Genomic DNA, 12924 nt, shown 5'->3' on the forward strand with positions numbered 1-12924 from the left:
GCGGGGCCCCCCCCCCCCGGCCCCCCCCCCCGCCGGCCGCGTGGTGCTGGGCCCTCTCGGTGGTCGGGCCGCCGTTCACGGGCTTGTCGCGGAGGCCGTTTCCGGGACGAGGGTGGCCTGGCTGCGGTGCGCGACCGGGATGATCAGCGCCGACGCCACCAGCGCGGCGACCGCGATGCCGAGCCAGCCCCAGAACCCGAAGGCGATGACCAGGCCGGACAGCACGGCCGGGCCGATGATGTTCTGCGTGATCACGTGCAGGTCGAACGCGCCCAGGTACTCGCCCTGCGCGTGCTCGGGGGCGAGGCCGAACGCGAGACCCCAACCCGAGGCGGCCTGCATCACCTCGGCCACCGACAGGATCAGCACCGCGGCGACGATCGCGACGGACACCAGCACCACGTTGTCGTCCAGGGCCGTCACCGCGATCACCGCGCAGCCGCCGGCCAGCCAGTAGCCGGAGCGCCGCGCGAGCCTGCCGGCCCCTTCCACGGTGTCCGCGCCCCGGCTGGCCCGTACCTGGAACAGGATGACGAACACCGTGTTGAAGATGAGCAGCAACGGGATCAGGAAGTGCGGCAGCGAGGTGCGGTTGAGCGCCCACAGCGGCATCGTGACCAGGATGACGGTGACGTGGGAGGCGAGCACCGTCGAGACGCCGATGACGGAGAGGAAGCGCGGGTCGCGTACGGCGGCGAAGCGCTTGAAGCCCACCGGGACGGGACGCGACGGCACGTCGGGCAGGCGGGTGACCAGGAGCGCGGCGCTGGCCATGAGCGCGGCGGTGGTGAGCGGGATCAGCACGAGCAGCCGCTGGTCGAGCGCGGCGACGGCGGCCACCCCGATGCCGATGCTGAAGCCGATGTTGAACACCGACCGCATCATCGCCTTGAGCTTGACCCGTTCCTCGGCGGGCACGAGGTTGCCGACGAGGGCCCCGTTGGTCGGGCCGGTGCCGTACTCGATGAAGCCGACGGCGACCACCAGGGCGAAGAAGTGGACCGCGTTGTCCACCAGGGCGTAGAGCCCGAAGCCCACCGTCAGCGCGGCGAACAGCATGACGAGCAGCCTGCGCGCCCCCACCCGGTCGGCGATCACGCCGAACACGACCGACGAGATGAAGGCGGACAGGCCGGCGGCGGACAGGCCCAGGCCGACCTGCTTGGGGTCGAGGCCGACGCGGAGCGTGAAGTAGACGACGCTGCCGCTGAGGAAGACTCCCTTGCCGATCGATTCGGCCAGCCGGATCGCGATCAGTTTCCTGCGCAGCGGATCGGTCGGCACCAAACGGGATGAAAAATCAATCATTCGTGACAAGGGCATATTCGCACATCCTTGTGTGGTGGAGCGGCCGGCGACAATCCTCGCGGCGGCGAAGCCGGGCGGGACAGGGCGTTCGGCGGACCGGGGTCGGGACGACTTCCCGGGTGGGCAGGGAACTTTCCGCTGGACGTCCGGCGCGCGGTGCGCTAGGCGCCCGGCCTGATCCGGGTGGGCGCCGTGTGCCTGGCGTGCGGCGCGGAGGCGGGACCTGCGGGTACATCGTCCCGGCATTCCCGGTCTGTCGCGGCCTGCTCCGTCGGTCGAGAAGGGTCACCGATGGTCGTATTAAATTGATTTCGGAAAATACGTCAGAAGATTGACATGGCTTCCGTCCGACTGACTTCGTGTGTTGTTCTGTTCGCCGTCAGTAGATGTTCACGCCGACGCGGAGGTCGGCGCTTCCGCGACGCCTCCGGAAGGGAGGCGTCGCGGGCCGGTTAGGACGGGGTGAGGTGTCGTAATGGTCAGCGTTGGCTCGACCTCGGAACTGGCTCATACGATGAGGCGGGGTCCGGGAAGTGTCGCGGACGAGGCAAAACCTCGCACCGTGACGGTGGTGCTGGCCGACGCTCAGCCGGTGGTACGCAGGGGCCTGCACGCCCTGCTGTCCTCCTCGGCTGAGGTCAGCGTGGTCGCCGAGGCGGGGACCACGCGGGAGGCGATGACATACGCGGCGTCGCTGCGCCCCGACGTGCTCGTGCTCGACATCGAGCTGCCGGGCTTCCAGGTGGGAGTGACGCTGCAGGAGATCGCCCGGATGTCGCCCTCGACCGCCGTACTGGTCTTCACCGCCGTGGAGGACGAGGCGGCGGTCTTCGCGGCCATGCGGGCGGGCGCGCGGGGCTACGTGCTCAAGAGCTGCCCGGGCGACGGCATCGTGCGGACGATCCGGGGCATCGCGACGGGCGAGGTGATCCTCGGCCCCCGGGTGGCCGACCAACTCATCGGGCGGTTGGGTCGCGAGCCGCGCAACCAGCAGCTCTTCCCGGAGCTGACGACGCGTGAGCGGCAGGTGCTGGAACTGATCGCGTCGGGCATGCGCAACGTGGCGATCGCCACGCGGCTGAACCTCTCGCCGAAGACGGTCAGCAACCACATCTCGACCATCTTCAGCAAGCTGAACGTGTCGGACCGGCACGAGGCGATCGAGGTCGCCCGCAAGGCCAGGCTGGAGCGCCCCGGGCCGTACGGGTCGAGTCTCGACACGGTGTCCGGTGGCGGCGTGCCGCTGGCCCGTAGGCGTGGCGCCATGTCCCTGCCGGGGGTGGGCGGCTCGGCCGCCTGCGCCGGCGCGCGATCGATGGAGAGGTGAGCGTGATGACCCTGGATCTGGAAGCGATCGCGGACCGGCTGGAGCCGCGGTTCGGCAAGGCGGCGCACCGTTGGGTCGGCACGCTGCCCCAGCGACTGGACGAGCTCGTCGCACAGTGGCAGCTCGACCTCGGCGACCGGCTCAAGTCCGGCAACTCCTCGGTGGTGTTCCGGTGCCGCGGCCCCCAGGGCGACGCGGTGCTGAAACTGTCGCCCGACAGCTACGCCGTACGGGAGGAGGTCGACATGCTGCGCCAGTTCGCGCCCGGCGGGCGGGTGCCGGCGGTGCTGGCGGCCGCCAAGGGCGCCGTGTTGCTGGAGTCGATCCACCCGGGCACGCTGGTGGAGAAGATGCCGCAGCCGCCGTCGCCGCGGGAGTACGCCGCGTTCCTCAACGACCTGCACGGCGCCGGGGACCCGGCCGCCGCGCCGCGGCGGCTGGAGGACTGGATCGACGTGCTGTTCAACTCGGCGGCGCGGCGGGGCGCCGACCTCGCCGGGTCGAAGCGGCTGCGCGACGAGCTGTTCGCGGTGCCCACCGACACCGTGCTGCTGCACGGCGACCTGCACCTGGGCAACGTGCTCAGCGGCGGCGCGAAGGGTCTGGTCGCCATCGACCCGATGGCCTGCGCCGGCGACCCGTGCTTCGACGCGGTCGACTACGTGCTGGAGGGCCTGGACCGCGCGGAGATGGTGCGCCGCCGCGACGAGCTGGCCGCGGCGGCCGGCATCGACGTGGAACGGCTGGACATGTGGTGCCGGGTGACCGCCCCGATCGGGGCAACGTACGTCAGCAACCCCGGCCACTCCGCGGAGCTGGCCGCCTTCGGGCGCGGCGAATACTAGTCGTTGCCCCGTCGGGCTCGGTGGCGTTCGTCGCCGGGCCCGGCGCGACAGTCGATGGCACGACCGGTCGTCCGCCACCCTGTCCTCCGGTCCGTCGGGCGAGGAAGGCATTGACGCTCGACACTGCTCCGACTAGCGTGCCTCTTCACCGCGGCGTCATCCAGTGATGACACCGGGTCAGTCTGGGAGGCAATGTGAGATCAAGAGTCCTGATGGCTTCGCTGGTGGCGGCGGGCTGCACCCTGGTCGCCGTACCGGCTGCGGCGGCACCCGCGTCCACGTCGTCCGCACCGGTGAACGCGGCCTCCGCCGCGCCCGGCGTGCGGCCGGTGCCCGGCGAGTACATTGTCCGGCTGCGCCCGGGCGCCGAACCGCGTGGCATCGCCCGTGCCCTGTCGGTCAACCCGCGGTTCGTCTACGAACGGGCTGTCAACGGCTTCGCCGCCGAGCTGACCGCCGGGCAGGTGCAGGCACTGCGCCGCGATCCCGCGGTGCTCGCCGTCGAGCAGGACGCCTGGCTCGACGGTGTCGCCGAGGGCACCCAGGCCAACCCGCCGTCCTGGGGCCTGGACCGCATCGACCAGCGCACGCTGCCGCTGTCCAACAGCTACACCACGACCGCCACCGGCTCCGGTGTGCACGCCTACGTCATCGACTCGGGCATCGACGTGACCCACCCGGACTTCGAGGGCCGGGCGAGCTTCGACTACAACGCCATCGACCGGCGCAACACCGACTGCGACGGGCACGGCACCCACGTCGCCGGCACGATCGGCTCGAAGACGTACGGGGTGGCCAAGGGCGTCCGGCTGCACGCCGTGAAGATCCTCAACTGCCAGGGCTCGGGCAAGACCTCGGCGACCATCGCCGCGATCGACTGGGTGACCGCCAACGCGGCGAAGCCGGCGGTGGCCAACACCTCGTGGAACTGGACCTACTCCGACACGATGGCCGCCGCGATCACCGGGATGATGAACTCCGGTGTCTTCCTGGCCACCTCGGCGGGCAACACCGGCGCGGACTCCTGCGACCGGCTGCCCCGGGCGGTGACCGCCGCGGTGGCCGTCGCCGCGTCGACCAACACCGACGCCCGGGCCAGCTACTCCTCGACCGGCGCCTGCGTCGACCTCTACGCTCCCGGCTCGGCGATCCTGTCGACCCAGCCGAACAACACCACCGCCGTCTTCAACGGCACCTCGATGGCCACCCCGCACGTCGCGGGCATCGCCGCGCTCTACAAGAGCGTGAACGGTGACGCCTCCCAGGCCACCCTGCACAGCTGGCTGGTCGGCAACGCCACCACCGGCGTGGTCCAGGGCGACCTGGCCGGTACGCCCAACCGGCTGGCCTTTACCGGCGGCCTCTGACCGTCCACAGAGCACTGTGGGGTGGTCGGCACCTGCCGGCCACCCCACGCGCCGCTCCAGGCCGGGCCCGCACGGCCCGAGCAGTCGAACCGTCCCTCTCCGCCATCCGCCGGCCGGTCCTGTCGGGACCCGCCTGGCGTGCCCAGCCTGACCGGCCCCCGGTCCGACGGTTGACCCGCCGGACCGGGGGCCGACTCGTGTCCGGCGACGGCCTGCGGTGTCCGGCACCCGACCGGGAGGTTTTCCCTGGCGGGGCGGGGAAGGTCGCTCTGCCGGGCGGGACGTCCGGCAGACCACGATCGATGCATGGTTCGTACCGGTCGTGCTTCCTTCGCTCAGGAACGGCTCTATTTCCTCAACCAGCTCCAGCCCGGCAATCCGGCGTACGTGGTGGCCTTCGCGGTCCACCTGCAGGGCGCGCTGCGGCCCGAGGCGCTGCGCGGGGCACTGACCCGCGTCGTCGCCCGGCACGACGCGCTGCGCACCACGTTCGCCCTGGTCGACGGTGTGCTCACCCAGCGGGTGTCGGCCACCCCGCACGCGGACATCGACGTCCAGGCGGGTGGGCGGGCCGACCGGGACACCCAGGAGACCTTCCTGCACGCCCTCGTGGCCGAACAGGCCCGGCGCCCGTTCCGGCTCGGCGACGGGCCGGTGCTGCGCGCCTTCCTGCGCTCCTGGGGCCCCGACGAGCACACCCTCGCCGTGCTGGTGCACCACATCGCCTGCGACGGCTGGTCGGTGGGCCTGCTGCTGCGCGACCTCGCCGCCGAGTACAACGCCGCGGTGTCCGGCCCGGATGCCGCCGCGTACGCCGAACCGGCGGAGTCCTACCTGGCGTACGCGCGGCGGCAACGCGAGTCCTGGGAACGCGACAGCTCCGGACTGGACTTCTGGCGCGCCGAGCTGCGGGACGTCCCGCAGCTCGCGCTGCCCACCGACTTCCCCCGGCCGAGCGTGCTCAGCGCCCGCGGCGCGGTGCTGCGCCGCCCCGTCGAGCCCGAGCTGGTCGAGCGGCTCACCGCCTGGGCCAGGTCGCGGGGCACGACGCTGTTCGCGGTGACGCTGGCCGCGTACGCCTCGGTGCTGTCGCGGTACGCGCGCCAGGACGAGGTGGTGGTCGGGGTGCCGGTGGCCAACCGGATGGACGAGGCCGAGGAGCGGATCGTCGGCTGCCTGGTCAACACGCTGCCGATCCGGCTCGACGTGTCCGGCCGGCCGGGCTTCGCCGAGCTGGTCGAGCGGGCCCGCCGGGCCAGCATGGCCGCGTTCGCCAACCAGGACGTGCCGTTCGAGCAGATCGTGCGGGCCACCGTGGGGGAGCGGCAGCTCAGCCACGCGCCGCTGTTCCAGACCTCGCTGACGGTGCAGAACTTCCCGTTCGCGTTCCCGGAGTTCGACGGGGTGAAGCTGACCGAGGTCGACGTCGAGGTCGACGTCACCAAGTTCGACCTGGGGCTGACCCTCGACGTGTCCACCGCCGCGCCGTTCCTGCGCGCCGAGTACAGCACCGAGCTGTTCACCCCGGAGACCGTCGCGACGCTGCTCACGCACTACCTGTCCTTCCTCCGGTCGGTCGTCGACGAGCCGGGCGCCGAGCCGTCCATGGTGGACGAGGCCGAGCGGCTGCTGCTGACCGCCGGGCTGAACCCGCCGATCCCGGAGGAGCCCGTCGACCACCCGTCGGTGCTGCGCCGGTTCGCCGGGCACGTGGCGAACTCCCCGGACGCCGTGGCGGTGCGCCACCGGGACGTGGAGGTCACCTACGCCGAACTGGACCGCTGGGCCGGGCGGATCGCGGCGGGCCTGGCCGACCGGGGCGTGCGGCGCGGCGACCGGGTCGGGCTGCTGCTGCGCCGTTCGCCCGCGGTCATCGCGGCGATCCTCGGCGTCTGGAAGCTCGGCGGCGTCTACGTGCCGCTGGACCCGGAGTATCCGCAGCAGCGCCTCGATCTGATCACGGCCAGCGCCGCCATGCCGATCATGCTGGTGGAGGCCGGCACCGCGGACGCGGCCGCCGCGTTGACGCGGGGCCGCGACATCCGGATGGCCGACGCGCACACCCTCGACGGGACGTCCGTGGTCGCCGAGACGTTCCCCGGGCCGGGCGACCAGGCGTACGTCATCTACACCTCGGGCTCCACGGGCGTGCCCAAGGGCGTCATCGTCGGGCACGGCGGCCTGGACGCGCTGAACAGCCCCACCCCCGCCGGCCTCGACATCACCGCCGACGACGTGTGGCTGGCCGCCAGCTCGTTCTCGTTCGACGCCTCGGTGTGGGAGATGTGGGGGGCGCTGAGCACCGGCGGCCGGCTCGTCATCGCCGACCAGGCCGACCTGGTGGACCGGGAGCGGCTCGCCGCGCTGGTGCGCCGCGAGGCCGTCACCGTGGTGTTCCAGACCCCGGGCGCGCTGTACCGGCTGCTGCCCCCGTACCTGCGGCTGCTGGGCGCGGACGAGGTCTCCAGCATCCGCTACGTCGTCCTCGGCGGCGAGGCGCTGAGCTGGTCGCGGGTCACGTCGCTGGTCGCCGGCGCGCCGGGCATGCGCGCGGTGTTCGTCAACATGTACGGCATCACCGAGGGCACCATCCACGTCACGATCGTCGAGGTGCCCACCGGCGAGCTGGCCCGGGTCACGGAAGGCGACATCGGTGTGCCGCTGCCGTCGGGGCGCTGCTACGTCCTGGACGAGGACCTGCGGCCCACCGGCCTCAACGTGCCCGGCGAGCTGTACTGCGGCGGCGTGCTCGTCGCGCACGGCTACGTGGACAACCCGGAGCTGACCGAGGCGCGCTTCCTGCCCGACCCGTACGGCGGGGGCGTCATGTACAGGACCGGCGACGTCGTCAAGTGGGGCGTCGGCGGGAACATGGTGTACCTCGGCCGCAACGACACCCAGGTGCAGCTGCGCGGCTACCGCGTCGAGCTGGCCGAGGTCGAGGGCGCCTTCCTGACCCACCCGGCGGTGCGCTCGTGCGCCGTCGCGGCCGAGAACGACCAACTGGTCGCCTTCGTCGTCGGCGAGGTCGGCCCCGACGCCGAACGCGAGCTGCGCGCCCACGTGCGGGCGATCCTGCCGGCGTACATGGTGCCGTCGCGGATCCTGGCCGTCGCGGCGATCCCGCTCACCGCGCACGGCAAGGTGGACACCGCCCGACTGCTGGCCGACAGCCGCGCCGCGCGCACGGCCGCCGCACCCGCCACGCGACGCGAGCACACCGCCGGCACCGGGCTGGAGGAGCGGATCCGGGCTGCCTGGGGCGAGGTGCTCGACCGGGGCGACATCGGGCTGCACGACAACTTCTTCGACCTGGGCGGGCACAGCTTCGCGCTGATCGCGTTGCAGCAGCGGCTTTCCGAGGACGGCCTGGAGGTCTCCGTGACGGACCTGTTCCGCGCCGGCACGGTCGCCGGCTGCGCCGCGCACCTGCAGCAGGCGGCCCCCGTGATCGCCGACGCGTACGCGGCGCAGCGCCACCAGGGCCGCGCCCTGCTCGCCGCCCGCCGGGCCGGGGGAGGCAACCGTGGCTGAGTTCGACGACAGCGCGGCGGTGGCCGTGGTCGGCATGGCCGTCCGTGTCCCGGGCGCCGGACGCGACCTGGACCTGTTCTGGCACCACGTGGTCAACGGCATCGACGCGGTCACGTTCTTCACCCCCGAGCAGCTCGTCGGCTGGGGCGTGCCGAAGGACCTGGTGGAGCGGCCCGACTTCGTGCCCGCCCGGGCGGTGCTGCGCGACGCGGACTGCTTCGACCACCGGCTGTTCAGCTACTCGCCGTCGGACAGCACGCTGATGGACCCGCAGCAGCGGATCCTGCTGGAGTGCGCCTGGGCCGCGCTGGAGCACGCCGGCCACCCGCCGGTCGCCGCCGACGGCAACCGCATCGGGGTGTACGTCGGCACCGGCCTGAACGTCTACCTGCTCGACAACGTGTGGCCCGACGAGCGCGCCGTCGAGGCGGCCGGCGGCCTGGGGCTGATCATCGGCAGCGACAAGGACTTCGCCAGCACCCGGATCGCGTACAAGCTGAACCTGCAGGGCCCGGCGCTGACGCTGCAGACCGCCTGCTCGACGTCGCTGGTCGCGGTGCACCAGGCGGCGCAGGCCCTGCTGACGTACGACGCCGACCTGGCGCTGGCCGGGGGCGCCACGGTGGCCCCGCCGACGCGGCGCGGGCACCTGCACGAGCCCGGCGGGATCTTCTCCGCCGACGGCCGGTGCCGGGCCTTCGACGCCGCGGCCGACGGGACGGTGCCCGGCGACGGCGCGGGCGTGGTGGTGCTCAAGCGACTCGCCGACGCGCTGCGCGACGGCGACACCGTGCACGCGGTGATCCGCGGCTGCGCGGTCAACAACGACGGCGCCCGCAAGGCGGGCTTCACCGCGCCCGGCCCCACCGGCCAGGCCGGCGTGATCTCGGCGGCGCTGAGCGTGGCCGGCGTCGACCCGGACACCATCGGCCTGGTCGAGACCCACGGCACCGGCACCGCGCTCGGCGACCCGATCGAGGTGGCGGCGCTGCGGCAGGTCTTCGACAGCGAGCGGCCCGACCGGGCGCCCTGCGCGCTCGGCGCGGCCAAGTCGGTCGTCGGGCACCTGGACACCGCCGCCGGGGTGATCGGCCTGATCAAGACGGTGCTGGCGCTGAAGCACCGCGTGATCCCGCCGATCGCCCACCTCGCCACGCCCAACCCGGCGGTCCGGCTGGACGGTTCGGTGTTCGAGCTGCCGGCGGCGGCCCGGCCGTGGACGCCGATCGACGGCGTACGCCGGGCCGGGGTCAGCGCCTTCGGCATCGGCGGCACCAACGCCCACGTCGTGCTGGAGGAGGCCCCGGCCGTCCGGCCCCGGCCGCGCCGCCACGTCACCGAGCTGGTCCTGGTCTCCGCCAAGACCGCCGCCGCGGCGCAGGACAGCCTGGACCGCGCCGTCGCGTGTGTGGCCGGGACCGCGCCCGGGGAACTGGCCGACCTCGCGTACACGCTGCGGACCGGCCGGGCGGAGCTGCCGTGGCGGGCCGCGTTCCTGACCGGGGCGCACGCCTCGCCGCCGACGGTCCGGCAGGTCGCGGCCAAGGCGCGGGCACGTGGTGTGGCGCTGCACCTCACCGGGGCCGGCGAGCTGACCGGCAACCGGCCCAACTACGACGCCGACCCGGTGTACCGCCAGGTCGTCGACGAGGGTGTGGCGCTGCTGCGCGGGCGCGACCTCGACGAGGCCGTCCGGGAGCGCTGCACCCGGCTGCTGGCCTGCGTCGGCCTGGCGCGGTCGCTGCGCAGCCGGGGCGTGGCGCCGCGCGCCCTGGCCGGCGTCGGTCTCGGCGTGGTGGCCTGCGCGGTCGTGGCCGGGACCATGTCCGTCGCGGACGCGCTGGCGCTGATCCGCGGCGCCGACGTCGACGGCAGCCGGTTCGGCCCGCCCGACCTGCCCGTCCACACCTCCGGCGGAGAGCCGCTGACCGAGTACGACGACCTCGCGTACTGGCGGGCGCAGGCGGCCGAACCGCCCGCGCCGGCGACGCTGCCCGTCGACCTCGACCAGGTGCTCTGGATCGAGGTCGGCACGAGCGTCACCCCGCACCTGGGCCCGGACCAGCCCGCGCTGCCCGCCGACCGGCACGCCCGGCTGCTGGCGACCGTCGGCGCGCTGTGGCAACTGGGCGTCGTCGACGCCTGGGACCCCGCGCACGACGCCGGCCGGCGCCGCGTGCCCGCCCCCACCTATCCCTTCGCGGCCACCCGGCACTACCTGGACGCCCCCGCGACCCGACTGGACACAGAGAGGCACCACTGATGCGCGACGTAACCGACCGGACCTGGGTGGCCGAGCTCGAACAGCTGTGGACGGAGGTGCTCGGCGTCGACACCGTCGACGACGAGGACGACTTCTTCGACCTCGGCGGCCACTCGCTCAGCGCGCTGCGGCTGAGCACCCTGATCCGCCAGGAACTCAACCTCGCGGTGATGTTCGGCCACGTGCTGGAGAACCCCCGCTTCGCCGACCTGCGCGACATCGCCGGCCAGGTGCCGCTGGACAGGCCCGTGGCGGAGAGCGTCTGATGGCCGCCCCCGACCTCACCGCCTGGGCGCCGCTCGCCGCGCAGGTGCTCGGCCTCACCCCCGAACACCTCCGGAACGCGGCGGCCACCGAGTCGTTCGTCGGCCTGGGCGGCACCTCGCTGCAGGCCATCGCGCTGGTCTCGCTCGGCCAGCGGGAGCTGCGCGCGCACGTGGACAGCGCCCGGCTGCTGTCGGCGCTGCCGCTGGCGCAGGCACTGGCCGGCGCGGTGGACCACGTGGACACCGCGCCGCCGCCGGCCGCCGGGCGGCCCACCGAGCTGGAGCTGCTGCCCGGCCAGCGGTCCATGCTGGCCGCGCACCTGCTCGACCAGGACGCGCCGTACCACCTGATGTTCACCCTCGAGGCGGACGGGCCGCTCGACGCGGCCCGGACCCGCGCGGCGCTGCGCGAGCTGGCGACCCGCCACGAGGCGCTGCGTACCCGGTTCGTCCGCGACCCACGCCAGGCCCGGATCGTGCTGCCCGCGCCGTACGAGCCCCGGCTGCTGCACCAGACGCTTCCCGGCGACGACCCGGTACGCGCCGTGCACGACCTCTACGGCCGGTCGGCCGCGCGGTTGCTGCGCCCCTTCGAGCAGCCGCCGGTCGTCTTCGTGCTGACCCGTGCCGGGCAGCGGGACCTGCTCACCATGCTGGTGCACCACACGATCAGCGACGGCTGGAGCATCGGCGTGCTCTGGCGCGAGTTCGCCGAGCGCTACGCCGGCGCCGGTCCGGCGGGCCCCGCGCCGTCGCCCGACTGGATCGGTTCGCGGCTCGCCGTGCGGGAGAAGGCCGGGGCGGTGGACGAGGCGCTGGCCCGGATCGCGGCCCGGCTGGACGGCGCGCCGTGGACGGTGGCGCTGCCCACCGACCTGCCGCCGGTCGTCGAGGCCGACGGGCGCGGCGCGCGCCTGCCCTTCCACCTCGACGCCGAGGCGGCACAGGCCGCGACCGAGCTGGCCCGGCACTGCCGGGTGACGGTGACGTCGGTGGCCATGGCGGCGTGGGCGCTGGCCGCGTCCCGCCGCGCCGGCCTGACCGACCTGGTGCTCGGGGTGCCTGCGGCGGGCCGGTTCGAGGCGGGCATGGACGCCATCGTGGGCCTGTGCACCCGGGCGGTCCCGGTGCGCTGCGCCGCGCCCGACGACGTCAGCGTGCGCGACCACGTACGCGGCGTGGCCGACGCGATGGCCGAGGCGGCTGCCGACGCCGACGTGCCGTTCGAGCGGGTCGTCTCCGGGCTCGGCGTCACCACCGACCCGGGCCGCAACCCGCTCGCGCAGCTCGGCTTCGCCGCCCACCACGAGCTGGTGCCCGACGAGCTGGTCGCGGGCGGGCGCACCTGGCGGGTGCACGAGGGCCACTGCCACGGCGCCGTGTTCGACGCGCTGCTCTACCTCCAGTCGTGGTCCGAACGCCCCCGCTTCGCCCTGGAGTACGCCACGTCGGCGCTCACCGCCGCCGACGCCGGGGAGCTGGCCGAGTCGTTCCAGGCGGCGCTGCGGCAGATGGCCGCCGACCCGGACGCGGCCCTGCGCGACGTCACGACCCTGTCGGCGGGGCAGCACGCCCGGCTGCGGTCGCTGGGCGCGGGCGGGCCGCACGACACCACCGACGACGTGTGGAGCCGGTTCGCGGCCCACGCGGAGGCCACGGGCGAACGGATCGCGCTGGTCGACCCGCACGCCGGGCTCACGCTGACCTACCGCGAGCTGCACGACCACGCGGTCGCGCAGGCGCGGCTGCTGCACGCGCACGGCGTGCGCGCCGGCGACGCGGTGATCCTGGAGGTGCCGCGCTCGGCGGCCGAGGCGGTCGCGGTGCTGGGTGTGCTGCGGCTGGGCGCGCACTACGTCGCGGTCGACCAGCACGCCACCGGCGAGTGGCGGGCGCACCTGGCCGCGGCCGTCGCGCCGCGGGCCCGCCTCGGCGCGGGCGCCCCGCCGGTGACCGCCGCCTCAATGGGCTCAGTAGGTTGGCGTAGCAGCCGGCTGAGGGCGCGGAGCGCAGC

General features: G+C 73.9%; 8 protein-coding genes. 7 read left to right on the forward strand and 1 reads right to left on the reverse strand.

Annotation, left to right across the window (positions count from 1 at the left end):
• Positions 1-75: 75 nt before the first annotated feature.
• Complete coding sequence (locus tag AB0L34_RS29420; RefSeq protein ID WP_363708381.1) at positions 76-1284, reverse strand: MFS transporter; 1209 nt, start codon at positions 1282-1284, stop codon at positions 76-78.
• Positions 1285-1870: 586 nt separating this feature from the next.
• Here AB0L34_RS29420 and AB0L34_RS29425 point away from each other — a divergent pair.
• The 7 genes from AB0L34_RS29425 to AB0L34_RS29455 form a co-directional block, all read left to right on the forward strand.
• Positions 1871-2635 (forward strand): response regulator transcription factor, encoded by a 765-nt coding sequence (locus AB0L34_RS29425; protein ID WP_363708383.1) that lies wholly within the window; start codon positions 1871-1873, stop codon positions 2633-2635.
• 5 nt (positions 2636-2640) lie between these two features.
• Positions 2641-3480, forward strand: a complete 840-nt coding sequence (locus tag AB0L34_RS29430; protein WP_363708385.1) for an aminoglycoside phosphotransferase family protein — start codon at positions 2641-2643, stop codon at positions 3478-3480.
• Between the two features lie 212 nt (positions 3481-3692).
• Positions 3693-4847 carry a S8 family peptidase gene (locus AB0L34_RS29435; RefSeq protein ID WP_363708387.1) on the forward strand — a complete coding sequence of 385 codons (1155 nt, stop codon included), beginning with the start codon at positions 3693-3695 and terminating at the stop codon, positions 4845-4847.
• Positions 4848-5153: 306 nt separating this feature from the next.
• Positions 5154-8381 carry an amino acid adenylation domain-containing protein gene (locus AB0L34_RS29440; RefSeq protein ID WP_363708389.1) on the forward strand — a complete coding sequence of 1076 codons (3228 nt, stop codon included), beginning with the start codon at positions 5154-5156 and terminating at the stop codon, positions 8379-8381.
• Positions 8374-10644 (forward strand): beta-ketoacyl synthase N-terminal-like domain-containing protein, encoded by a 2271-nt coding sequence (locus AB0L34_RS29445; protein ID WP_363708391.1) that lies wholly within the window; start codon positions 8374-8376, stop codon positions 10642-10644. The genes AB0L34_RS29440 and AB0L34_RS29445 overlap by 8 nt, the downstream gene beginning before the upstream one ends.
• On the forward strand, positions 10644-10910 hold the full coding sequence (locus tag AB0L34_RS29450; RefSeq protein WP_363708393.1) for a phosphopantetheine-binding protein: 267 nt from the start codon (positions 10644-10646) through the stop codon (positions 10908-10910). Before AB0L34_RS29445 ends, AB0L34_RS29450 begins: the two co-directional genes overlap by 1 nt.
• A partial coding sequence (locus AB0L34_RS29455; RefSeq protein ID WP_363708395.1) for a condensation domain-containing protein occupies positions 10910-12924 on the forward strand: 2015 nt, incomplete at its 3' end. The genes AB0L34_RS29450 and AB0L34_RS29455, both read left to right, overlap by 1 nt.

Origin of the sequence: Micromonospora sp. NPDC052213 (assembly GCF_040679695.1) — a bacterium.
Classification (GTDB): domain Bacteria; phylum Actinomycetota; class Actinomycetes; order Mycobacteriales; family Micromonosporaceae; genus Micromonospora.

What these genes read in the sequence shown, in the direction of transcription:
- AB0L34_RS29440 (WP_363708389.1), top strand. Translation starts at nt 5,154, where the DNA reads ATGGTTCGTACCGGTCGTGCTTCCTTCGCTCAGGAACGGCTCTATTTC.
- AB0L34_RS29430 (WP_363708385.1), top strand. Translation starts at nt 2,641, where the DNA reads ATGACCCTGGATCTGGAAGCGATCGCGGACCGGCTGGAGCCGCGGTTC.
- AB0L34_RS29450 (WP_363708393.1), top strand. Translation starts at nt 10,644, where the DNA reads ATGCGCGACGTAACCGACCGGACCTGGGTGGCCGAGCTCGAACAGCTG.
- AB0L34_RS29435 (WP_363708387.1), top strand. Translation starts at nt 3,693, where the DNA reads ATGGCTTCGCTGGTGGCGGCGGGCTGCACCCTGGTCGCCGTACCGGCT.